The organism is Dysgonomonas sp. HGC4, from assembly GCF_001261715.1.
In the GTDB taxonomy this organism is placed as follows: Bacteria; Bacteroidota; Bacteroidia; order Bacteroidales; family Dysgonomonadaceae; genus Dysgonomonas_A.
The window spans coordinates 85,350-109,377 of record NZ_CVRU01000079.1; the positions used below are offsets into that span (position 1 = coordinate 85,350).

Here is a 24,028-nt window from a genome sequence, read left to right on the forward strand (position 1 = left end):
GACTTTTAAGAGTCTCAGAATCATTACTTGATATATATCATTTTTTATTTCCAGACTATTCTTGATCTTTGACCGTTATTTTTTCGAGACTCGTTATTCTTAATAAGCTCTCTAAAAATAACAAACCTGAATACCGGAAATAAGTACCAACTTTTATATTTCAACCATGACTAAAACATACGCCATAGGTATTGATATGGGCAATAGCATCACTTCGATAGGTATTGTAGATACACAAGGTAATATCATCAACAAGAGTTCTGTTAATTCTAGCCATCAGCACATCTCCGAATATATAGACTCAATATATAATCATCTCTCTATTTTAATTGAACAACAAGGAGGCATCGACAACATAAAAGGTGTAGGCATAAGCTCGCCCGACGGTAATTACTTTACCGGATGTGTAGAGTTTGCACCCGAACACTCATGGAGTGGTAACACACCTATTGCTCAAATATTAGCAGACAAATTACAACTACCCGTTACTTTAACCAATGGTGCAAATGCTGCCGCAATGGGAGAAATGGAATATGGTATAGCACAGGGAATGAAAGACTTCATCCTTATATCTCTTGACGATGAAGTATGCAGAGGCGCTGTTGCCAATGGTGAAATAATATACGGTCACAATATTTTCTCAGGAAAGTCGGGACATATAAACGTGCATAACGACAGAGGCAGAGTCTGTAAATGTGGTAGAAAAGACTGTTTAGAAGCATATTGCTCCGCAGATGGGATAATTACTACCGCTTTAGAACTTCTGACATCAAGCAAAGAAACCAGTACATTACGAAACATACCTCAAAACGAATTAACGTTTGAAAATATATACGAGGCATCTATACAAGGAGATTCTCTTGCTAAAGAAGCTTTTCGTTTTACGGGCGATATATTAGGACAGTTATTATCTGATCTTATTGCCTACTCAAGCCCAAAAGCATTTATACTTTCAGGAAAAGTGGCAAAGTCAAATGAACACTTCATACAAGCTATTGAGAAATCATTTAAAGATAATTTGTTGCAGATATACGCTGGTAAAACAAAAATACTGACATCTGATATTGAAAATTCAGAAGCCATCATTCTTGGAACAAGCTTATTGGCTTGCAACTCCAAACTAGTCGACGCATAATTAGTATTCCATAATATTCAACGCCGCAAAAGTCCTGTAAATGAAAATTTCGGGGCTTTTCCTTTTTATAGAAACAGCTCTAACTATTTTCATTTACACATATACTATAACCTGAAAATTACAATAGAACTTATTCAATCAGATACTATCCAGAAAATCTTTGTAAGCTTGTATTTGCCTTTCTGTTAACGGTGTTGCAGGATTATTTTCTGAGTTCTCTTTAAATAAAATACTATAGAAGTTCGGATCCTTATCAGCTTGCAACTCTACAAATTCTCTGAAAGTTATATCGTCTTCTATCTCAGTATATTTGTCTCTTAATATTTGTAATGCATTCCCTTTAATCATAACAGTAAGTTTTAAGTTCGTATTTTTCTTTATCTATATAAGTAAGATACTATCTTAATGAAGGTTCGCTTTTTACATATTTTTCGACTAGTAAATTCTATTTACTCATTACTTATTAAACAATTCACTATTCTATATTGTTCTAATTTATAGTCCGATCAATAAGAATGAGGCATTTATACCCTAAAACAATACGATTATGGCACAAGAGAATGATAATACATCAAAAGCTGACTTGGATCGCAGATTAGGAGCTCCCATGAAAAAAAGTGAAGGTCTGTGTAGTGATAAAAAAAGATCTGAATCTGAACATTTGCACGCTTATCGCGAAGATGTCAATATCAGTAATCTTGATGAGAAAGTAAAAACTGAAGACTTATAATCAGTTTACACCTATATGTCAGAACCGCTCTATTTTTCAAAGAATAGAACGGTTCTGATATTTTTCAAACATAGCATTGAGAAACAACACTAAACTTTAAACTATAACTATTGCTTTTCGGTAAGATATTTCCAAAAACGTTTTGGCATATGCTGGCGGTGCAGCTTCGGATTGATTCGTTCCTTTATAGTCATCGATTTAAAATAGCCTTTCCATAATTCCTGAAACAGCTTTTCGTCCTCAGCCATGAGCGCATCATTTAGCTTTCCACTTAATAAATGCTCATCATCACTTAATGTTATTTCAACAACGGTTTGAAGATCATAATAATATCCATATTTTCGTTTCAAATCATACACTACCCATCTTTGATCCGAGAATCGATCTTTCAAATGACTTATTGCTAAAGGCAAAGCATTATAAACAGGTGAGACGGGAGCAAAATAAATACCGTCAGCCGCTTTCTGAAAACGAATAAATTGCTTTAGATACTGCTCTTCCTTAGCTACCTTTTTTGCCAGTTGATGAATTTGAAGGACATCATCATCTCCAAAATTCATTTCAATAGAATGAGCATTATCAAATACTTTACGCACATATCGGAACAAAAGATCTTCGCTGCCCTCTTCTTCCGAAAGCCAAACATAATTAAGCATATTACAAGCCGTCTTCGACAACTTCTTTTGCAGAGAAGCCCATACACGGGCAGACCTGTCTTCCTGTGTAATGACAGTATAGCTTTCCTCCATAAACATAGGGGTGATACTCCCCTCCCCTAATAATTTATCAGGGAAAGTTTTCCTACTGTATGCATCAAAAACAGCAGAAAGAAAGCCTTCGAATGTTTTATCATAAAAGAATACAATCATAAGAGAAACATCTATAAGTTTACAACCTTAAGTAAATAAACGTATTTAATTATATACTTTCAAATAAGAATAGACCACTTCTATTGAACTTAGCAAAACAAAAGAAAGGGTTGCTATCTTAATCGGGGAAGATAATAGAAAGTTGCTGCTGATCTCCCTCTCCTTTTTTCTTTTTAGTTTCAGTCAGAATCTTTCGAAGAAACTCAGGTTTTACCTCGTTTATAGTATTCATGGGTAGCTCGTTACAGGTAATAAAATATTGAGCCTTCTTCATTACTATTCCCATCTTTTTCAACTGATAAGCATTTAATTTGCCATATCTTCGGGAAGTAACAATCAGCTTTGCAGACTTCACACCAATTCCCGGAATACGGAGAATTAACGAGTAATCAGCCTTATTTACATCAACAGGAAACATTTCGGGGTGACGCAATGCCCAAGATAATTTAGGATCAATTTCGAGATCGAGATCAGGATATGCATCATCTACAATTTCATCGGCTCTGAACTCATAAAAACGCATCAGCCAATCTGCTTGATACAGTCTGTTTTCGCGAACCAACGGAGCCTGTTTCAATGCAGGTAAACGTGTATCGTAACTGTTGACGGGAATAAAGCCCGAATAATAGACCCGTTTCATACTAGGACGTCTGTATAATGCCGAAGATAAGGTAAGAATATCTTTATCACTTTCATTCGTTGCACCTACAATCATTTGAGTACTCTGTCCCGCAGGCACAAACCGTGGAGCAGACCGAAACTTCTGACGTTCTTCGATACTTTGAAGCATACCTTGTTGGATATACTTCATGGGTTTGAATACACTTAGATGATCTTTTTCGGGAGCTAGTAATTGGAGATTTTTCTCGGTAGGTATCTCAATATTCACGCTCATACGGTCGGCATATAATCCGGCTGCATTAACTAATTCCTGACTAGCGCCGGGAATACTTTTCATATGAATATACCCATTGTATCGATGAACGGTTCGTAGTTCTTTAACAACTCTCACCATACGCTCCATAGTATAATCGGGATTATTTATTACTCCCGAGCTAAGAAATAGTCCTTCAATATAATTGCGACGATAAAACTCTATCGTTAGATCAACAAGTTCTTGCACCGTGAAAGTGGCACGTCTTATATCGTTGCTCCTGCGATTGATACAATAGGCACAATCGTAAATACAGTTGTTGGTAAGCATTATCTTTAACAACGATACGCACCTTCCATCTTCCGTAAAACTATGACAAATCCCCATACCTCCGACAGTATTTCCTATACCTCCCGCAACATTCTTACGGGGAGCACCACTTGATGAGCAAGACACATCGTATTTTGCAGATTCGGCTAGTGTTTTTAACTTTTCGAGTACGTTTTCGTTCATAGTACTACAAAGAAAATTATTTCAAATGAGAGATTAGCTCAAAAAACATTAAAAGAGTTCTCTTTGTTAAAAACACACACAATACACTAAATAATAACCAATTACATTTTATATTTACTCCTTCGTTTTTTATTGAATAAATAAAGTAAACCCAATAGCAATAACATAACAAAAAGGCTGGGCTCTGACATACGTTGCGTATCATCATTCAAATCTAACGATCTGTTTCCCGACAAAGCTTCTTCTTGCTTCTTTTTCAACATTTCCTTTTGGGCTTCATTTTCTACAACAATATATGCAGTAAGCGGTGTCAATATTTTAGATTTAAAACTATTCTGAATCAATGACAACCACTGCTCATCTGCTGTTTGAGGATACAAAACTTGTAACATCCATTGCCCTTGCATCAATAACCCCGATTCCCAATCTTTTTCTTTAATAGCAGAGAGATCACTCTTCAAGACCTTACTCTTAGTATTCAACACTATGGATGGTAAACTATCATTAGGCAAATAAGCTAAAGGTTTAACCATGGAGGGCCAGACTTTAACCTTACATTCGGGAAATGCAGTCAAACCCCTTTCTAAAATACTATTCACATCTTCAAATAACGAATAAGAAGATAGACTATCTTGGTTTAAAACATAAAATTTATCATGCTCCGGATATGTAAATCTTAAATCTGCAAAATCATCATATACAATGGCTTTCTGAATATTATCACTCACCACTACAATTATAGGATAAGTATCTTTTGGATTTATATACGATTCAAACAATATCTTTTTTATCGCCCTATCCAGAAAAAAGCCTCCTTCGGAATGTTGAGACTTCAGATAATCGTCCCATCCCTCAGCCATCATCTTGGTCTTCACATAAGTTCCCGTATAGGATATTTGAGCTTCTTGATTACTTATCAGATTCTTATTAAGCAATCTTTTCATATCAGAAATATATCGCTTTTGCTTATCAACAGTTGAATTAGATATGTCTACAATAAAATGATAATAAGGTTTTCTTGATACTGTTTGCAAATCTTGTTTTTCTTGAGATGAAATGTAGACAACCTTGCGCGCCTCATTCTCTATATCATTTATTATCCGGTTTTCGGCAAGTTTACCTTGCCCCACCTCAGAATCGTTCCCCAATGCAACGGAATATCCATCAATATCAATCACAACCGGATCTTTATGAATAAACTCAATACCCGTATATCGTACCTCACCGAGCCCAAAGGGAAATACCCGAAAGTCGACTTTATTGCCTGAAAGATAATGCAGCATCCCTGGATCACGATTTTCGTTACGTATTTGAGAGAATATCCATGTTGCAGCTTTTTTCTCAGCCAAGATACCCATCTCTTTCACATCGCCCACATACAAATAGTAATCGCTTATCCAACAACCGTCGGGCAAATCTATTTGTGTTATATATTCGGAACTTTGTAGAGAAGCATTCTTATTTTCTATCGATAAATCAATCCAACTCACCCATGCCGCTTTCTCTTTATCATAGTTGCTCCGATGCTGAATATCTATTATACTTATTTCTTTACTACCCACTTTGGCTAACTCTTTTGCTTGTGGATAAGGAGATTCATTATAAGAAAAAACGTTCCTTATCAATTCTTTTTTATTAAACGACAGATTCAGGTTATCAAGTACTAGCCACTTAAAGTAGCTTGATAAATAAGGTGTCGAATTATAGAAAAACTGACTCTGTTTGTTTTCGTCAACTACTTTCAGTGTTTTCAGCACTGAACCTGCATTCAAATCATACTCTTTTGTATAATCGGGACTATACAAATACTCCAATGTATCGAATAAGACCGATCTTTCATACTGATAGCTTAGCGAAACACCTATGGGCAGAGTAATAAAGCCAATAATCATTATCGGATACAATAATGCTTTACGGTATATTGTTTTCAGAAGTTTGAAATCTTTGTAAATCAGATCTAAATGAATAATAAACAACAAAAGAGGTGTAAGCATCAAAAAACCAGTACCGATAAGCAATATAGCAAAAACAGATAGAGGAAGAAAAGGCAAAAAGACCAAGAAGAAATAGAAAGTATATAGAAAAGTAGCACATCGACCAAAGAATACAAATAGCCTAACCTTGCGATTCTCGAAAGAAGGCAAACAAATCAAAACCCCATTCAATATAGCTAATATAGGAAATGCGTAACTCGAAAAATCGCCAAATAGATTATCTACAACACTATTAACAAATAGCCCCAGTAAAGGAAAGAGCAAAGCAACAGGTATTTTCCATAACAATTCGTATTCTTCTCTGATTGTTTTATCTGAAATCAGTATATACAGAAACCGAATCAAGAAAAATAAGAAGAAGGTGACCCCTATAATCATCATGCTGATCAATATATGATGCTCACCAGATGACTTTATACTCCACAAAGGAGCTAGTAAAATACCAAATACATAGAATGAGACAGGAATAAATATTACTGCTAAAATATTAGGCCAAGCTTTCAGTTGTTTTGTATGAGGTGTGAGAATTAATACCAAGCATAATAATGAATGGATGAGTGTAGGCATCAAGAAAGTACCGACATACAAGTAAATATTACCTGAGAAGAGCCAACGAGGCACATTCCAAGAAACAAAATCGTCTGAATAGTTGGCATACACATATAAATATGTAGCATATATAACTAATGATGCAATACTATATAGAATACAGATATGCTTCTTTCTTATACTCTGAATAGTCGCATACACAAACGACAGCGCCGACAAGCCTATAAGGCTCAAAGCAAAAACCTTCCACAATGATATTTCATCAGCAGAAAGAAAGCTTTCGATAATATGAAATTCGCCCCAACCTATAAAAATTAAAAGAATTACGGGCAGTGTGTTTACAATAAAAATCCATCTGGGATCAAGCAGTTTTTTCATTATCTTTTATTTTAGTGATAGTATAGTTTAGTGTGAGAAAAAACAATATTAAAAAAGAGAGGTATACAAAAATTCCCTCCATTTGATGCAGCCATGTACCATTGGAGTCGATATACTGTGGTAGTTTACCTTTCATCAAAAGAATATATCCTGCGATTCTGGAGACATTAGCCAATATGGTAACCATATAGGATATAACTAGAGTAAGGGGTATCGTCAATAAAAAGTTGATCTTTTGTGATTTGATAAGAACGAAAGAAGCCATAAGAAAACCTATCAGCCAGAAATTATATCCTGAACACGATTTATTTATCACAATATTCAATTGCGAATGAAAGTATCCTACCCCATCTATGTACTCCCCTTTCGATCCAACAATAACCTCTATTAACTTATTTGTTGGCATCAATAAAAATTGCATCATCTCTGTATCCAGAAATGAGAAAGCAAATCTCAGACATGCAAATATCACAAAACAAACTCCTATATATATAATATCTTTCTTAACCATAAAAGAACTTTGAAACACAAAGTAAACGATTTATTTTATATATATACTACATTTTACAAATAAGAGTCTCTATATTTTTCATTTTTTTTACAGATATTTGTATCACAACTACAACAAAAAAAGATCAAATAAATTCTCATACAGGCAGGTATGACTATAAAGTTAATTAACAGGAACGTAACGTTCTGTTCGCATTAACGAAATAGTTATACTATTCTTTTGTACTAACAAAATGTATAAATTAAATTAATGTATGAAAAAATTTATTCTTTTACTCATCGTGCTTTTAACAGGTATAAACTCTTTTGTATCTGCACAAGTAACAACAGCTTCATTATCGGGCAGAGTCTCAGATGATTCGGATATTCTTCCGGGAGCTGTAATTACTGCAACTCATACTCCTTCGGGAACTACTTATTACGGCACTGCAAACGAGAGTGGACGCTTCCTTATTCAAGGAATGAGAACAGGGGGTCCATATACTTTAGAGGTTTCGTTATTAGGATTCAATAAGTATGTTCAATCCGGAATTAATTTACGCTTGGGAGAAACTTTTGATGTTCAAATCAAACTTGAGCAGGACAATCAGATGCTCAACGAGGTAGTAATTACCGGAGTCTCTCAATTTAATGCAAGCAAAACAGGAGCTGCAAGCAACTTCAACAGACAACAGATCGAAAATATGCCAACTGTATCGCGAAGTATTTATGATGTGGCAAAACTTACACCTCAGGCAGTAGTATCGGGGTCTGGACTCTCTTTTGCAGGTAGCAACAACCGCTACAATAGCTTTCAAATCGACGGTGCTGTAAATAATGACGTTTTTGGACTAGCTTCAAGCGGAACCAACGGTGGACAATCAGGAGCAAATCCTATTTCTTTGGATGCGATTGAAGAAATTCAAGTAGTTATTGCACCTTTTGATGTACGCCAAAGCGGATTTACTGGTGGAGGTATCAATGCCATTACCAAATCGGGAACAAATACTGTACACGGATCACTTTATGGATATTTCAACAATCAGGATTTAGTTGGTAAAACTGCTGGAAAGGATATTGAAAACAGAACTAAACTTACCAATCAGTCGGAAAAAACATACGGTTTTACAATTGGTGGGCCTATTGTTAAAGATAAATTGTTCTTCTTCGCTAATGCTGAAAAAGTAGAAAAAACTTACCCATCGTCTTATAATGTTGGAGCCGGTTCTAATATAACCAAAGAGCAAGCCGATCAGGTAATTAATAAATTAACCTCACTGACTGGCGGATATAACGGTGGCGGATATGGACAACAAGATATCAACACCGAAGCTACTAAATTATTAGCAAGAATAGACTGGAATATCAACAAAGCGCACAAAGCAACTGTGAGGTACAGTTATGTAGAAGCTTCTCAGTTGAACTTCTCGAACTCGGCAAATGCACTCCGCTTGAATGACAACGGATATAATATGAACAATAAAACGAATTCGTTTGTCGGAGAATTGAACTCAAGATTATCTCAAGAATGGTTCAACGAATTCCGCGTAGGCTACACACGAGTACGCGACTTCCGCGAAATTACAGGGCAACCTTTACCATATATCAAAATAAATCTGGAGAATGCTCGAAGTATCGAATTAGGTACCGAACGCTATACACCAGCCAATTCTTTAGACCAAGATGTTTGGACATTAACGAATAATACTACTTGGTACAAAGGCAATCACACCATTACATTTGGTACCCATAACGAATTCTTCAAAATGAAGAACCTCTTCATCAGAGACAATTTTGGTTCTTATATATATGACTCAATGGATGACTTTTTATCGGTAGGCACAGCCAACGAAAAAGCTCCTTACGAGTACAATTATTCATTCTCTCGCGAAGATATAACCGGAAGTAAAAACTGGGCTCCTTCTTTCGGAGCTGCACAATTGGGTTTCTACGGACAAGATGATTGGGCAGTAACAGACAGATTCAACTTAACTTACGGTTTAAGAGTAGACATACCGGTATTTCTCGATAAACCAGGTAAGAATGAAGCATTCAACGCCTCAGCTATTGCACAAGAATATCAAGTAGCAACAGACCAAATGCCCAAAACTCAGATAATGATGTCTCCTCGTGTAGGTTTCAGATGGAACATAGACGAAAAGAAAAACACATTGTTACGAGGTGGACTAGGTATCTTCACCGGACGTGTTCCTTTTGTATGGATATCAAATAGCTTCTCTAATACAGGGGTTGAATATAGCCGCACCAGATTACAAAAAGCAGATATGGCTGCAGCAATGGCAGATGGATTCAAGTTTCAAATTGATCCGAGTAAACAATTTACGCCATCAAGTGCTATGACTTCAGAAATAGATGTAGTGGATAAAAAATTTAAATTTCCACAAGTATTCCGTGTAAATCTGGCAGTAGACCAAAACTTTGGTAATGGCTTTAGAGGGTCAATTGAAGGACTATACTCTAAAACAATGAACAACATAATGTACAAAAATCTTGTAGTACAAGAAAGTGGAAAATACCTGAACAATGGAGGAGACCAACGCCTTCTATATACAAACAGAATAAATCCGGCAACCAACCAAGCATACACCAAAGAATATACAGGTATTGTATACCTTACTAATACAAGCGAAGGATATACATATAGTGTGACCGGAAAATTAGAAAAAGATTTCGATTTCGGATTAAATACCATGGTTGCTTATACTTTCGGACGTTCTAAAGGAATAAATGATGGAACATCAAGCCAAGCTTTCTCTAACTGGTCTTACAACGAAAACTGGCAAGGGCCCAATAACCCTGAGTTATCATACTCAGATTTTGACACTCCTCATCGTATAATAGGAACAATTTCATACAGAAAGGAATATGCTAAAAACTTCGCTACTTCTGTCAGCTTGTTTTATAACGGTCAATCAGGTGCTAATTATTCTGTGACTTATAAGAATAATATCAATAATGATGGAGTATCAGGCAATGATGTATTATACATCCCAACAGATACAGAATTGGCAAATATGAAGTTTCAAGACATCACCAACAGCAATAAAGTTGTAACCAGTACTGCTGACCAACAACGTACAGCATTAGGTGAGTGGATCAACAACACTAAGGATATCAGAGAAAAGAAAGGACAATATGTTGAAAGAAATGGTCTTAGAACTCCCTTTGAACATCACTTCGATTTTCATATTGCTCAAGATTTCTACTTAAATGTTTCAGGTAGACGACACACTCTTCAAGTAAACTTTGACATTCTAAATGTAGGAAACCTACTGAATAGTGCTTGGGGACTATATAACAGCCCAGGATATTCTTACTCTCCAGTAACTGTAGCAAGTGTTAGCACAGAGGGCGTTCCAACATTCCAATTTACTAAACCTGCCGGAGAAAAATTATATAATATATCAGACTATAATTCACGCTGGCGTTCTCAAATAGGGGTGAAATATATTTTCTAAATAAAGAAACTTACCTATAATTAATTACATAAGACGGATTCCTATTCATTAACTTTGCAATAGGGTATTCATGTAGAGACGTAATCTATTACGTCTCTACTAATAAAAAACAAATCAGTTATGAACAGACTTCATTCCTTATTTATCACTCTTCTGATTATAGTTTTCAGTTCTAACCTCTATTCTCAGAATAAAGAAAGTTACACCATTATAGTTTCTTTAGATGGTTTTAGATGGGATTATCCTCAAATACATGGAACACCCAATTTAGATAAGATGGCTCAAAAAGGAGTAAGTGCGGTTATGAGGCCATCGTACCCTGCATCTACTTTCCCCAACCATTATACATTGATAACAGGGCTTGTTCCCGATCATCATGGTATTGTAAATAATATATTTTGGGATAGAGCAAACCACAGACAATACAGCATGGGGGATTCATTGACTCGCTACAATCCCGATTATTATAAAGGTGAACCTATCTGGACAACAGCTCAACGACAAGGTGTAAAAGCTGCCAGCATTTACTGGGTAGGATCGGATATAAATATCAAAAATTCATACCCAACCTATTATAAAGAATGGGCAGAACAACCTCGCCTCACTTTTGAGCAACGGGTTGATACTGCACTAGCCATGCTTAATAAAAAGGAAGAAGATAGACCCCGATTAATCACTCTTTATATGGACGAACCCGATGCTTCTGGACATCATTTTGGGCCTAATGGAAAGGAAACCAAAATAATGGTGAATTACATAGATAGCCTTATAGGTAAACTAATTGATGGCATAGAGTTGCTACCGTTTGCTGACAGAATAAATCTGATAGTAACAGCAGATCATGGAATGACTTATGTTTCGAAAGATCGGTTTATAAATATTAATGATTATTTGAAACCATCGTGGTACGAGCGGGCAGTAGGCAATAACCCTACATCTATATTTGCAAGTAAAGAGAATCAAGATTCTATATATAAAGCATTATCGAACATTGATAACATTAAAGTATATCGAAAAAATAAAGTGCCGAAAAGTCTTAAGTATGGAACAAATCCTAACATTGGAGATATCGTAGTTGTCCCTGCTTGCGGATGGCAATTTGGTTTTAAACCATCACCTAACATAGGTGCACACGGATATGACCCTGCTCATCCCGATATGCAAGTAATCTTTTTTGCAATTGGTCCCGATTTCAAAGAAAATTTCAAAGGAAAAACGTTCGATAATACAGCAATATATCCTCTTCTGGCACATTTATTAGGTGTAAAACCAGCTCATAATGATGGGAACTTTAAACAAGTAAAATCATTCTTGAATAAAAAGCAAAAATAAGGTTTCAAACCTTTTCATCACTAGGTAATCTCAATAACCACAAATAGTTATAGTGATAAAATATCGTATTAAATATTTAGAGTTACTTAATTAATCCAATAGTAACAAAATAGAGCGAATACTGTAATAATTAATCTGGACATTTGTAATAGAAGATCACAATTATCTATTCCGTGTTTTAGGTTATCGTTTATTCGCTGCTTTTTTTGAAAATAACAAATTACTACTTTTATAAAAAACAAGTGCCTAGTGATTAGTCGCTTGTTTTTGTTGTCTACCATCCATAAAACGGAATAGCCTATACTCAAAGGGACGATTATTTTTCATTCTCTATCAATAATTCATAATGTTCTACCACCGGAAATGGATCGTAATAATCATGTAAAAGTCTTTTCCATTCTAAATACTGAGCTGATTGTCTAAAACCAACAGTATGAGCTTCCAAACTTTCCCAATCTACCAGCAAAATATATTTATTATCTTGCTCCAAACATTTCCTTAGAGAATGTCTCATATAACCTTTGATAGCACTAATATATTGCCCGGCAAGGAGAAAGTCTCTTTCAAATTCCTTTTCTCTCCCTTCTTTCACGTTTAATATAGCAACCTCCAATATCATATGTCTCTATTTAAAAGAATAAAGAAATCAATTATGAACTCAAATATACTTAATTCTTCAACTTTCGCTAATTATAATTTCAACCTAACCTCCTGAAAATCTTAAATATCAAGAATTTTACATGAACCAAATTAACTTCATACACTTGCAATAAGAAAGTAACACAAATGTAACTTAAGAGAAGTAATTTTCGGCTGTAAAAAATTAAACATAAATATGGATACAAAACGTTTTGCAGCAATCGATATCGGATCAAATTCCGTACGACTTTTGATTACAGATGTAGTTGACTATAAAGGGAAACCTTACTTCAAAAAAAATCAATTAATCCGCATACCTTTAAAACTAGGGGAAGATACCTTCTCAACCGGATTTATTAGCGATGTAAAAAAAGAGAAACTAACTACATTAATGCAATCCTTACAAGGCTTGATAACAGTAAACGATGTAGAGGTATGGAGAGCTTGTGCAACTTCGGCAATAAGAGAGGCTGAAAATGCAACGGAAATACTTACTCATGTGGAAAACAAAACAGGCATTCACATCGAAATGATAGACCCAATAGAAGAAGCCCATTATATCAGGCTAAATAATATTGACGAATTTCAGGAAGAAGACAGAGCCTATATTTTTACTGATGTAGGTGGAGGAAGTACCGAATTGATTCTATTCTATAAGAATCAAGAGATAGCAACGGGTTCGTTCCGCTTAGGAACACTACGTACATTACCTACCGAAGAAGAGAAAAATGAATGGGAAGCTATGAAAGACTGGATGGAAGAACATTGTAAGAACTTTCCTAAAGTATCGCTCATAGGATCGGGAGGCAATATCAACAAACTAGACTCATTGCTTCGCCGATGCGGTCGCATTAAGCGTGAAGAACTTATAGCTTATTATCGTAAGCTTCGAACCATGAGTTACGAGGAGCGTGTAATTAATCTAAAAGTAAGCCTCGACAGAGCCGAGGTAATTATGCCAGCCATAAATATCTACCTCAGAATAATGAAGCTATCGAGAGCATTAGTTATAGAAACGCCCATTATAGGAGTAGCAGATGGTATAATAAAAGACTTATATATAAAAGACTATCAATACCAATCGGTATTAAGTGAAAAGAATAAAGCCTTTTACAGTACTAACTCTTGAAAAAGGCATTCAATAGTCTGATCTAAATCGGATGAAAAACCCGAGTGAGGTCTTGAAGTCTGAATACACGAACTTCTTACTGCTGTCAACCATCTGAACCGTTCCGGAATATCGAATGTGGCAATAACTCCGCCATCCTTCGAGCCGGAGCTAATTTTCGCAAAAGCTTCCAGAATAGAATTGATCTCTTCTACATCAGCCTCATCAGAGAATAACTTCAACTTGTTTTCGTCCACCTTATAAAGTACTTTTATATACTTAGCCCGTTTCGAGAACAAGATAATGCCCACATTAATAAACTCTTCGCGCTCAACCCTTGGCAAAACACGAATTACGGCATATTCATATAAGTGTTTTCCTTGCATCTTGAGCTTCTTTTACAAATATCTGAGAATTATTTACTCTTTCAATTAAAAATTGACGGTATATATTTTTTATATCACTTGGTGTTTCATCTTCATCTCCCCACTCTAACCATTCATCAGGGATAAGATCAACAATCTCACTGATCTTTTCAGGAGTCAGTATCTTTTTGAATTCAATATCAGCCTCATCTAACATACTTGCATTTGGCAATAAAACATGATCTTTTATCTGAGTAAACGGACTTACTGCATACTTCTCCCAATTGACCCACGAATGATGAAAATACAAGGTAGCACCATGATCTATAAGCCACAGCTCCTTGTGCCACATAAGCATATTCGTATTTCGTACAGTTCTATCAACATTAGTTAAGAAAGCATCCATCCAAACAATTTGAGAAGATAGCTTTGCATCAACCTGATTTACTACGGGATCGAATGTAAATGCACCCGACAGGAAATGCAATCCAAGATTTAGTCCTTTACTATTCTGTAATAAATCCTGAATTTCCTCATCTCCTTCCGTACGTCCAAAGGCCTCATCCAGATTTACAAATACAAGTTCAGGAATCCGAAATCCCAAGGTTTGAGCAACCACCCCTCCTATCAGTTCCGAAATCAAGGCTTTAGTACCATGCCCCGAGCCTCTGAATTTAACAACATATTTAAACCCATCATCCGCATCGGCAAGAGCAGGCAAAGAGCCGCCTTCTCGCAAAGGAGCAATATATCTTGTAACATTAACCGTCCGTAATTCCATAATTATAAAATATTTACTGCTGTATTTCTAATGATAACAGACTATTGCTATAATACTCACCAAAGCAATAAAAAAGTCTACAACCTTAAATAGTAAGTAAAGATACAACAAGTACAACATATCACGCTTATAAGTGTTTATCTAAAAACAGTTCATGTAATCAAGAAAATAAAAAAGCATGATTGTGACAAACTAAATTTTATTACATTTACACTCTCATTACTACGATCAAAAAATTCATGAAGAAAATTGATTTTCAAGAACTTACCAACAAAACGAAAGATATTCTTTCATCCACAAAAGACAAACTAAAAAAATGGGCAACAAATTACAAAGCCTATTACAAAAAATCGCGCTGGTATAAAAGAATAGCTATTCTTCTAGCAACATTTATTGCAGCCCTTTTCGGTTTTTTATTTTTAGTGGATATCAACTTCCTATGGCTGTTTGGTAAATCGCCCGGACTATCGGAGGTGAATGCCCCTATACAAAACGTAGCCTCTGAACTATATAGTTCAGATGGTAAAATACTTGGTAAATATTTCAGAGAAAACAGAACTCCTGTGAAATTCGAAGAAATATCTCCCATTCTGAGAGAATCTTTAATTTCAACAGAAGATGAACGTTTTTATCGACACTTCGGTATTGACGTACAAGGCTTATTTGCTGCTGTAAAAGACATGTTCAAAGGCAATGCCCGAGGAGCAAGTACCATTACTCAACAGTTAGCTAAAAATATGTTCAAAGTGAGATCGCAATACTCTACCGGATTATTAGGATATATACCGGGAGTAAAGATGATAATCATGAAATCCAAAGAATGGATTTTAGCAGTAAAGCTAGAAGCTTTTTATAGTAAAGACGAGATACTTACCATGTATTTCAACACCGTTGACTTTGGAAGTAATACATATGGTATAAAAACTGCGAGCAAAAGTTATTTCAACACTACGCCACAAGACATAACCATAGAGCAAGCTGCCACCTTAGTAGGTTTACTAAAGGCTACCACCACATACAATCCTCGCATTAATCCCGAGAATAGTATGGAACGTAGGAATGTGGTACTTAGCAATCTTTTGAAGAAAGACTATATCACCAAAGCCGAATTCGATTCATTAAAACAACTCCCTATTATTCTGGCAAATAATACAGAGACAAACACCAATGGAATGGCTCTTTATTTTAAAGATGCCGTTGCTAGTTTTTTGAGTGATTGGTGTAAAGAAAATGATATTGACTTATACGGTGATGGACTAAAAATATACACCACAGTTGATTATCAGATGCAGCAATATGCAGAAGAAGCCGTAGATAAGCAAATGCGTATTATACAACGTAATTTCAATAGTCATTGGGGAAATGAAAACCCATGGCAGGATGAGAATCATAAAGAGATTCCTAACTTCATCGAGAATATAGCCAAGAAGACTCCTGCTTATAAAGACTTGAAACTAAAATTTCCTGATCAGCCCGACTCTATTGACTATTATCTGAACAAACCACACCGTCTCAAAGTATTCGATTACGATACTGGCACACGCGATACCACTATCAGTATAATGGACTCTATCCGATATATGGAACATTTTATGCACACGGGCTTTGTGGCTATGGAGCCTCAAACAGGATTTGTAAAAGCATGGGTAGGCGATATTAATTTCGGATCATGGAAATATGACAAAGTGACTTCCGAACGTCAACCAGGATCTACATTCAAATTATTTGTATATGCTGCCGCATTCAATAACGGACTCTCGCCATGTGATACTCGCATCGATCAATATACCGATTGGGACGTTATAGACAAAGGTAAACCGACCAAATGGGTTCCTCGGAATGCAGATGCAACTTACACAGGTGACACCATGTATCTGAAAGCTGCCTTTGCGCGATCTATAAATACAATAGCAGTACAACTTGCCAAAGAAGTAGGAATAGATGCAGTTATTAAAACTGCTCATGCAATGGGGATAAAAACGCCATTGAACGAAACTCCGTCCGTATCGTTGGGAGCATCGGATGTTTCACTATTAGAATTAGTAAATTCTTATTGTACTGTTATAAACGATGGTATGACACACGATCCGGTATTGATTACCCGCATTGAAGACAGAAACGGAAAAGTAATATATAGTTACGACCCTAAACAAACTCAGGCAATACCTTACGAAACAGCTTTCTTAATGACTGAAATGTTACGGTCGGGACTTTCCGAACCGGGAGGAACATCGCAAGCTTTATGGGGTTTTAACCTCTTTAATTTCGATACCGATTTTGGAGGTAAAACAGGAACTTCGTCCAATCACTCCGATGCATGGTTTGTAGGAGTTACCCCCAAATTAGTGGGTGGTGCATGGGTAGGTGGCGAACACCGAAGCATCCATTTCAGAACTGGGGCTTTGGGTCAAGGCAGCAGAACGGCTCTTCCTATATTTGGTTACTTTATGGAAAAAGTTCTTGCCGACAAGAATCTGACGGCTTACAGAGGTCATTTTCCTAAACCAAAGCAACCGATAAGCCGCAATTATCAGTGCCAAACTCCTAAACGAGTAGAGATCGATTCAACAGCTGTTGACAGCCTTGCAATAGAGGGTGTGGATATTGATAACCTTATATTACCTGTAAAAGAATAGATTTATAATCGAAAGAAATAAAAAAGGTAGGGTGTTTCCCTACCTTTTCTGTTTATATAAACGAATTACTATTTATTGATTATTCTTCAACCATTCCTGACGACGCATGTCGGGTAATTGGGTCACTTTGAAATTCTCAAACTTCGCATTGAAACCATCGCCATCGGGGCTTGCAGCCATTAAACCGATCATCACAGGAATATTGTCCTGAAAGGGTGCATTACGTATCATAATATAATTCTTATCATCCAATGAATAGAAAAACTCTACTGCATCGAGTCTTCTTACAGCTTTAATCCAAACAAACGAAGGGGTTTTATCCAATTGAAGAACGCTCCAGTCACTTTTCTTATCGGTAACCACAGCACTTATATTGAATTTATTGTCTACAAATTCAACACCTGCTTTAATCCATCTCTCACTGTCGATACGAAGCATTAAGCCCATCTGATCGAATCGGGTTTTATAATTTCCCGTAATTTTCACTTTCACCTCAAATTCTCCTCCATACGTTGCATAATAAAACGGAGCATCGTCTACCGTAAACCCATAATGCGAAACTCTCCAGTAATCCGATTTAGGAGTTACCTGCATATTGAGAGTATTATTTTTAACCTCCCATTTCTCAGGCTCATTAAACCATTGCATTTTGTCTAAACTTTGAGCCAAAACCGATTGACCTGCTAATGCTACTAAGCATCCTAAAAGTGCGATTTTCTTTTTCATATTTTACGTGTTATATTTATTTATTATACTTTTCTATATCCAATGTTATGCGATATCAACAATCCACATTGTATGATTTGCTGAGCTATCGTTTCTATACTTTTCTTTGGCAAACGCCCCGCAGGACCCGATGTCCACACACAGGCAATAGCATTCTTGGTTTCATCCCAGATAGGAGCCGCAATACAATGCACACCTTCTACTGTTTCGTTGATATCTGCGGCATATCCTTGTTGACGAATAATCTCAAGTTCTTGCTTTAATAACGTCTTATCTGTGATTGTATATTCATTTATTGCTTCGAGTTGCAAATTATCTACAATCTCATTTTGCTTGCTTTTATCTAAAAAAGCCAATATTACCTTACCGGGTGCTGTTGAATAAAGATTGAATTTCATTCCTTGTTTCAATGTAAATACAAAGTCCAGCGATCCTGTTATTTGCTCCAACAACACAACCTCGTCATCAATAAGAGTGCCTATCATTACCGACTCGCCCACCTCATCACGTAAGAGTTTCATGTATTCTTTGGAACGTTCAATAATATTACTGCTATTGAAAGCAGTTACCCCCAAAGTCAGTAGTTTACGAGACAAAAAATAACGAGAGCTATCCATCTCCCTCCCCAGATAACCGAGTTCCTGAAGATTAGATACAATTTTGTAAAGTGACGACTTTGGATATTGTAATTGTGTAACAATCTCCTGCAAAGTCAGTCCATACGGATTCTTTGATAGTAATTCCAAGACTTCAAATGATTTTGTAATCATCGAAATTTGCTTTTCCTCTTCACGCATAAAATAGATTTTTCATGTTTCTATATGTGAACAAAACATCAATAAATTCACATATAAAAACCCAGTTCCCATACATAAACAAATATAAGATTAATTTTATATTTGTCAAATCAACACGAAGTATATAAATAAGATTTCAGATACGAGACACTACAAAAAAAGATGCAAACATCTAATATAGATCATTTTGCATCTCGATTTTATTATATAATACCTTTAGATTTTTTTTTTACCCTACCACACTTATTTTACTTCTGCCGTTAGCCGATTTTATAACTTGTACACGTGTAGTAATTCGTTCAGTCATTTCTGCAACGTGCGAAATTACCCCAATTTTCCGTCCCTGTGTTTGTAAATTTTCCAAAGCATCCATAGCAATACTCAAAGTATCTATATCTAATGAGCCAAAGCCTTCATCAATAAATAGGGATTCTATTTTCATCCGATTAGACGATAAGGACGACAAACCTAGTGCCAACGATAAAGAAATCAGAAACGATTCTCCTCCCGACAAAGAATGCACCGTGCGAATTTCGCCCAACATATCATTGTCTACCACCTGTAAAGCCAAAGTATCCGGAATGCGTTGCAACTTATACCGCTTGCTCAATTCCTCCAGATGCTTATTGGCATATACCAATAGAATATCTAGAGTATAACCCTGTGCAATGGCTTTAAATTTGCCTCCGTCAGCAGAACCGAGCAAAACATTCAGCTTTTTCCAGTTTTCACAGAGTACAACTTTTTCATTTAGCTCCTTCTCAAAAGCTTTGATACGCTCTTTCCCTGTATTGTGGGTAGCAAATGCCACCTCAATTTCAGTAAGGCGTTTGTTTATTGCAACTGATTTATTTTCAATCTCAGACAACTTTTCTGTCAGAGTTTCTTTATTTTGCCCCTCTTCGGGTTTATCTTTTTCCTCCCCATGTTTAGTTTGTCGGGTATTCCTTTCTTTTAGAGTTGCATTAAGCGTCAGTTCTTGATTTTTAAGATCAGAAAGAGATGCTTTTTCTAGTGCAATCCACTCTCTTGATTTAGCCATCAAGTCATTTAGAATTTCAGATGATATCTGATAGTCATTATGATTAATCCAATCCTGCACCGATTCCTGTAAACTCAGTACTTGTTCCGATTCGGTATGTATCTCGCCTTTTATTTGAGATATAAATCCTCCGATCTTGGCGTTATCCGATTCCAGTTTATCTTTTTGAGTTCTCAGCCCCTCATATTTTGAGGAGAATTGTTTCTGTAAAGTTTCAAAAAGTGTTTCAACTTCCTCTACACTTTTTCCTTCCAAGAGTGTGCTTCGTTCTTTAATTAATTCTTCTTGAAGCAAAGTGACATTTTTAAATAGCTCTTCCCTTCGACTAAACTCTTCAATAATAGTTACCAGATTCTTATTTTCAGATTCTAACTTTAATGTGGTAGATTCGATGTATTTAGTGCCCTTATCTAATCGTTCCTTGCTTTGATTCCATTGATTGGCTATCTCCGAAAGTTCCGATTGAAAACTATTTTGTTCTAATTTAATTTCCCAATCCGATACATGCTGCAAATACCCACTCAATTTAGAAACCGCCTCATCGTATTGAGACTTGTAATTTTTGATTAAAGTTTCTAACTGAGTTATTTCTTTTTGTATGGCTTCTATCTGTTCTTTATCCGCTAAGATAGCTTCCGAATGTAGCTTCTTGGCTTGCTCTAATTCTTTCTCTTGAAGATTTCCTTCGTTCTCAGAATCTGTATTTTGTATCGGATGATGAATGCTTCCGCATACGGGACAGGGTGCATTATCTTCCAGTTTTAGGCGTAAAGCCAAAATCTCACTAGGCAAAAGATTATTTAGTCTTTCGTATTCTTTTTCCGATTTCTCTAGCTTTTCTTTTCGGGTCTTTAGTATGGATAGGTTCGTCTCCAAACTATTAGATGCTTTTACTGATTGTGATTTCGAGGCTTGTGCATCATTCAACAGATTCACAATCAGATCTATTCGAGGTACAATTTCTTTGTATGAATCGTGTTTCTCGAACCATTCAGTGAGAGTATTCAAAATTTGCTCGCCTGTTTTCAAATCCTTTTGAAAAGTCTGAACATGCGTTTCGACCTGCTTTTTCAGTTCCGATTGTGTCGCAAACTCTTTCTGTGCTTCAACTACTTTTTCCTTTCCCGACTGAATTTTAATATCCAATTCCTTTGCTTTTACTATATCAGGCTTAGTGGTTGTATATTTCTGCTCATGCTCCTCTAAAGCTATTTTCGAAGTTGTCAGATTCTGTTCGGCTTGCTTCAATTGATCCGAAATAACAGCCTGCTCTTTTTCCCTTTCAAAAAGATTTGACTTTTGCAATACCAGATGTTTCTGCTTATTCGAAAGTTCAATATAAGTATCTCTGATTTCCTGAGAAAGATCAATCTTCGAAATATACTCGTAACGAGGCTTAGCTTCTTCGATAAGGCTATGTACTTTTTTCAATTCGTTCTCTGCTTGCAGCACTTCTTGCCTAATCTGCTCATCCAGCTTAATCCATGCCAGCTTTTTATCAATATCTGACGATTGACTTTTTAGAGGAATTAAATCTTTATCGAGTATTATTTTCTCCTGAATTAATGCTTCCAATTCTTCATCAGTCAATAAGCGTACATCTTTAATTCGCTCATTCAGCAGATTAAGAGCCTGTTCGGCTTCTTTCGTCCGTTGATAGATCTGGGATGATATTTTAGAATAGATTTCTGTTCCTGTAAGTTTCTCTAAAAGCTCAGCCTTATCGCTTTGCTTAGCTTTCAGGAAAGTGGCAAAATCGCCCTGAGCCAATAATACGGCACGGGTAAACTGATCGAAACTCAGTCCGATAAGTTCCACTATTTTCAAAAGAATTTCGGTTTTTGTTCCTTGTTCTTCTACACCTGTAGATAGATTTTCGAGTCGCACTTCTGTCTTTTGCAAAGCACCTTCAGCCCGCCCACGAGCACGGCGCACCATCCACCTCGAACGATACTTATCGCCACTGAGAGCCATGAAATCAACTTCGGCATACCCTTCTATGGTTCCTCTACGCAAAATATTACGGCTGTCTTTCTGATTAATGGTATTATCCTGAACATCTTTAATCTGAATATTTTCGCCGGCATTATTGGTACGTGGGGTATCGTCAAAGAGCGAGAGGCAAAGAGCATCCAAAATAGTTGACTTTCCTGCCCCTGTACTTCCTGTTATGGCAAATATCCCTGCTGATTTTAGGGGATCGGATGCAAAGTCTATTTCGAATTCGCCTTCCAACGACGCCAGATTTTTTCCTCGTATAGCCAGTATTTTCATGATTGTACCTCCCTTATTACCGATTGCAAAAGTTTCGCCATTTCTTCGGGCATCTCATTATCATATCGACTGCGAAAAACTTCTTGTGCCATTTCTAAAGGATTAACGGCTTGTAATTCTTCATAAGTCATTATTTGGCTTTCCCGTTCTCTCCGTGTGGTGATGGCGGCAATACGAGTCAAACGAACCGATTTTCCTTTCAATGATTCTTCTATCTGATGACGCATAGATGGTTCGGGTTCCGTAATCGACACTTTTATTTCGAGATAAGGTGATTGTAATGTTATTTCACCATCGGGCAGAAGTTCCAATTCATCCAATACCTCCGATAAAGATTTGGGTTCTTTAGGTAAACTTAATAACAGCACAGGAGGAATAAATTCTATCCTTTCTATATTTTCGAGTATTCCATTATTCAATTCCAACAAGTTAACTCCTTGTTTGTAATTCTTTTCAGCAAAAGACATGGGCAACGGACTGCCTGCATAACGTACATTCTCACGACCCGAAACCCGTTGAGATTTATGCAAATGCCCCAAGGCTGTATAAACAATATCCTGTTTATCAAAAACTTCTGGCGATATACATTCCAAGCCACCTATAATAGTCCGTTCCGAACGATCATTATCTGATAGCTCCGATCCTGTCGCCTGCAAGTGTCCCATAGCAATCACAGGATGAGCGGGTTCTTTAACTTTCACCAATTCATCATAAAGTGCGGCATACATAGCAGCCACTCCTTTGCTGTAAGTCTCCGAAGGCGGATAATCTCCCTGCCGCAAGTAAGGCACAGCAATACACCAAGCCTCGGTAATACCATTTTTCTTTAATGGGACTAACAGGTTGTTATAATCTATTTCGCCCTCGGGTGTTCGTTTTATGATTCCTTTAATGGAAACATTCATCTCTTCCAATAATGGGCTGGGAGCTTCGAGGCGTCCTGCGGAATCGTGATTACCTGCCACAATTATAATTTGCAAATGTGGATTTGCCAGCGAAACCTGATGGAGGAATTTATAGTATATCTTTTGTGATTCAGCCGAAGGATTAGGGCTATCAAAAACGTCACCCGACACCAAAAGCACATCTGTCTGAGTTTGCTTAACCTGATCTTTGAGCCAGTTAAGAAAGAATATATGCTCTTCTTTGCGATCGTAACCGAAGAAGTTTTGTCCTATATGCCAGTCTGCCGTATGAAGAAGTTTCATTGCTTTATTTTTTGTGTAATTACACTGGTGGAAGAGGGGAACCTATCTGCTCGCCAATATTAGGCAGACACATAGGTCTACCCCTACGAATTACTTCTTACAAATTTAGC

18 protein-coding genes are annotated in these 24,028 nt (G+C 36.5%); 6 read left to right on the forward strand and 12 right to left on the reverse strand.

Annotation, left to right across the window (positions count from 1 at the left end; genetic code table 11):
• The first annotated feature begins 166 nt into the window (after window positions 1–166).
• Window positions 167–1,135 (forward strand): ROK family protein, encoded by a 969-nt coding sequence (locus HGC4_RS07640; protein ID WP_050709534.1) that lies wholly within the window; start codon window positions 167–169, stop codon window positions 1,133–1,135.
• 138 nt (window positions 1,136–1,273) lie between these two features.
• Here the strand turns inward: HGC4_RS07640 and HGC4_RS07645 are convergent, their stop codons facing one another.
• Window positions 1,274–1,483, reverse strand: coding sequence for a hypothetical protein (locus HGC4_RS07645; protein ID WP_050709535.1), 210 nt, complete (start codon window positions 1,481–1,483; stop codon window positions 1,274–1,276).
• 199 nt (window positions 1,484–1,682) lie between these two features.
• Here HGC4_RS07645 and HGC4_RS07650 point away from each other — a divergent pair, with 199 nt between their 5' ends.
• The gene (locus HGC4_RS07650; RefSeq protein WP_050709536.1) at window positions 1,683–1,865 is read left to right on the forward strand and encodes a hypothetical protein; all 183 of its coding nucleotides are present in this window, start codon (window positions 1,683–1,685) and stop codon (window positions 1,863–1,865) included.
• Window positions 1,866–1,972: 107 nt separating this feature from the next.
• Here the strand turns inward: HGC4_RS07650 and HGC4_RS07655 are convergent, their stop codons facing one another.
• From HGC4_RS07655 to xrtK, 4 genes are all read right to left on the reverse strand, one after another.
• Window positions 1,973–2,734: a TIGR03915 family putative DNA repair protein gene (locus HGC4_RS07655; protein WP_050709537.1), complete on the reverse strand. Its 762-nt coding sequence runs from the start codon at window positions 2,732–2,734 to the stop codon at window positions 1,973–1,975.
• A gap of 118 nt (window positions 2,735–2,852) precedes the next feature.
• On the reverse strand, window positions 2,853–4,121 hold the full coding sequence (locus tag HGC4_RS07660) for a putative DNA modification/repair radical SAM protein (protein WP_050709538.1): 1,269 nt from the start codon (window positions 4,119–4,121) through the stop codon (window positions 2,853–2,855).
• Window positions 4,122–4,222: 101 nt separating this feature from the next.
• Window positions 4,223–7,042, reverse strand: a complete 2,820-nt coding sequence (locus HGC4_RS07665) for an MSEP-CTERM sorting domain-containing protein (protein WP_050709539.1) — start codon at window positions 7,040–7,042, stop codon at window positions 4,223–4,225.
• On the reverse strand, window positions 7,026–7,553 hold the full coding sequence (gene xrtK / locus HGC4_RS07670) for an exosortase K (RefSeq protein WP_050709540.1): 528 nt from the start codon (window positions 7,551–7,553) through the stop codon (window positions 7,026–7,028). Before xrtK ends, HGC4_RS07665 begins: the two co-directional genes overlap by 17 nt.
• Window positions 7,554–7,806: 253 nt before the next feature.
• Between xrtK and HGC4_RS07675 the strand changes: the two genes are divergently transcribed.
• Window positions 7,807–11,010, forward strand: coding sequence for a TonB-dependent receptor (locus tag HGC4_RS07675; RefSeq protein ID WP_050709541.1), 3,204 nt, complete (start codon window positions 7,807–7,809; stop codon window positions 11,008–11,010).
• Window positions 11,011–11,130: 120 nt separating this feature from the next.
• On the forward strand, window positions 11,131–12,342 hold the full coding sequence (locus tag HGC4_RS07680; RefSeq protein ID WP_050709542.1) for an alkaline phosphatase family protein: 1,212 nt from the start codon (window positions 11,131–11,133) through the stop codon (window positions 12,340–12,342).
• Window positions 12,343–12,658: 316 nt separating this feature from the next.
• Here HGC4_RS07680 and HGC4_RS07685 read toward each other — a convergent pair whose 3' ends face one another.
• Window positions 12,659–12,961 carry an antibiotic biosynthesis monooxygenase family protein gene (locus HGC4_RS07685; RefSeq protein WP_050709543.1) on the reverse strand — a complete coding sequence of 101 codons (303 nt, stop codon included), beginning with the start codon at window positions 12,959–12,961 and terminating at the stop codon, window positions 12,659–12,661.
• A gap of 216 nt (window positions 12,962–13,177) precedes the next feature.
• Here HGC4_RS07685 and HGC4_RS07690 point away from each other — a divergent pair, with 216 nt between their 5' ends.
• The gene (locus HGC4_RS07690) at window positions 13,178–14,110 is read left to right on the forward strand and encodes a Ppx/GppA phosphatase family protein (RefSeq protein ID WP_050709544.1); all 933 of its coding nucleotides are present in this window, start codon (window positions 13,178–13,180) and stop codon (window positions 14,108–14,110) included.
• Here HGC4_RS07690 and HGC4_RS07695 read toward each other — a convergent pair.
• Together HGC4_RS07695 and HGC4_RS07700 are read right to left on the reverse strand one after the other, a co-directional pair.
• Entirely contained in the window at window positions 14,092–14,475 is a 384-nt protein-coding gene (locus HGC4_RS07695; protein WP_050709545.1) for a DUF3037 domain-containing protein, read from the reverse strand. The genes HGC4_RS07690 and HGC4_RS07695 overlap by 19 nt on opposite strands.
• Window positions 14,453–15,235, reverse strand: coding sequence for a HipA family kinase (locus HGC4_RS07700; RefSeq protein WP_050709546.1), 783 nt, complete (start codon window positions 15,233–15,235; stop codon window positions 14,453–14,455). Before HGC4_RS07700 ends, HGC4_RS07695 begins: the two co-directional genes overlap by 23 nt.
• Before the next feature lie 239 nt (window positions 15,236–15,474).
• Here HGC4_RS07700 and HGC4_RS07705 point away from each other — a divergent pair, with 239 nt between their 5' ends.
• The gene (locus HGC4_RS07705; RefSeq protein ID WP_050709547.1) at window positions 15,475–17,871 is read left to right on the forward strand and encodes a transglycosylase domain-containing protein; all 2,397 of its coding nucleotides are present in this window, start codon (window positions 15,475–15,477) and stop codon (window positions 17,869–17,871) included.
• 72 nt (window positions 17,872–17,943) lie between these two features.
• On the opposite strand, the gene HGC4_RS07710 is transcribed toward HGC4_RS07705, so the two are convergent.
• The 4 genes from HGC4_RS07710 to HGC4_RS07725 all read right to left on the reverse strand — a co-directional run bounded on the left by HGC4_RS07710 (window position 17,944) and on the right by HGC4_RS07725 (window position 23,918).
• Window positions 17,944–18,597: a DUF1349 domain-containing protein gene (locus tag HGC4_RS07710; RefSeq protein ID WP_050709548.1), complete on the reverse strand. Its 654-nt coding sequence runs from the start codon at window positions 18,595–18,597 to the stop codon at window positions 17,944–17,946.
• 23 nt (window positions 18,598–18,620) lie between these two features.
• On the reverse strand, window positions 18,621–19,394 hold the full coding sequence (locus HGC4_RS18410) for an IclR family transcriptional regulator (RefSeq protein ID WP_082204112.1): 774 nt from the start codon (window positions 19,392–19,394) through the stop codon (window positions 18,621–18,623).
• A gap of 229 nt (window positions 19,395–19,623) precedes the next feature.
• Entirely contained in the window at window positions 19,624–22,710 is a 3,087-nt protein-coding gene (locus tag HGC4_RS07720) for an AAA family ATPase (protein WP_050709549.1), read from the reverse strand.
• Complete coding sequence (locus tag HGC4_RS07725; protein WP_050709550.1) at window positions 22,707–23,918, reverse strand: exonuclease SbcCD subunit D; 1,212 nt, start codon at window positions 23,916–23,918, stop codon at window positions 22,707–22,709. The genes HGC4_RS07720 and HGC4_RS07725 overlap by 4 nt, the downstream gene beginning before the upstream one ends.
• Between the last annotated feature and the right edge of the window lie 110 nt (window positions 23,919–24,028).

Excerpts from the sequence above, each read along its gene's own strand:
- HGC4_RS07725 (WP_050709550.1), bottom strand. The coding sequence starts at position 23,918 with ATGAAACTTCTTCATACGGCAGACTGGCATATAGGACAAAACTTCTTC.
- HGC4_RS07675 (WP_050709541.1), top strand. The coding sequence starts at position 7,807 with ATGAAAAAATTTATTCTTTTACTCATCGTGCTTTTAACAGGTATAAAC.
- HGC4_RS07720 (WP_050709549.1), bottom strand. The coding sequence starts at position 22,710 with ATGAAAATACTGGCTATACGAGGAAAAAATCTGGCGTCGTTGGAAGGC.
- HGC4_RS07640 (WP_050709534.1), top strand. The coding sequence starts at position 167 with ATGACTAAAACATACGCCATAGGTATTGATATGGGCAATAGCATCACT.
- HGC4_RS07680 (WP_050709542.1), top strand. The coding sequence starts at position 11,131 with ATGAACAGACTTCATTCCTTATTTATCACTCTTCTGATTATAGTTTTC.
- HGC4_RS07655 (WP_050709537.1), bottom strand. The coding sequence starts at position 2,734 with ATGATTGTATTCTTTTATGATAAAACATTCGAAGGCTTTCTTTCTGCT.
- HGC4_RS07660 (WP_050709538.1), bottom strand. The coding sequence starts at position 4,121 with ATGAACGAAAACGTACTCGAAAAGTTAAAAACACTAGCCGAATCTGCA.
- HGC4_RS07690 (WP_050709544.1), top strand. The coding sequence starts at position 13,178 with ATGGATACAAAACGTTTTGCAGCAATCGATATCGGATCAAATTCCGTA.
- HGC4_RS07695 (WP_050709545.1), bottom strand. The coding sequence starts at position 14,475 with ATGCAAGGAAAACACTTATATGAATATGCCGTAATTCGTGTTTTGCCA.
- HGC4_RS07650 (WP_050709536.1), top strand. The coding sequence starts at position 1,683 with ATGGCACAAGAGAATGATAATACATCAAAAGCTGACTTGGATCGCAGA.
- HGC4_RS18410 (WP_082204112.1), bottom strand. The coding sequence starts at position 19,394 with ATGCGTGAAGAGGAAAAGCAAATTTCGATGATTACAAAATCATTTGAA.
- HGC4_RS07700 (WP_050709546.1), bottom strand. The coding sequence starts at position 15,235 with ATGGAATTACGGACGGTTAATGTTACAAGATATATTGCTCCTTTGCGA.
- xrtK (WP_050709540.1), bottom strand. The coding sequence starts at position 7,553 with ATGGTTAAGAAAGATATTATATATATAGGAGTTTGTTTTGTGATATTT.
- HGC4_RS07645 (WP_050709535.1), bottom strand. The coding sequence starts at position 1,483 with ATGATTAAAGGGAATGCATTACAAATATTAAGAGACAAATATACTGAG.
- HGC4_RS07665 (WP_050709539.1), bottom strand. The coding sequence starts at position 7,042 with ATGAAAAAACTGCTTGATCCCAGATGGATTTTTATTGTAAACACACTG.
- HGC4_RS07685 (WP_050709543.1), bottom strand. The coding sequence starts at position 12,961 with ATGATATTGGAGGTTGCTATATTAAACGTGAAAGAAGGGAGAGAAAAG.
- HGC4_RS07710 (WP_050709548.1), bottom strand. The coding sequence starts at position 18,597 with ATGAAAAAGAAAATCGCACTTTTAGGATGCTTAGTAGCATTAGCAGGT.
- HGC4_RS07705 (WP_050709547.1), top strand. The coding sequence starts at position 15,475 with ATGAAGAAAATTGATTTTCAAGAACTTACCAACAAAACGAAAGATATT.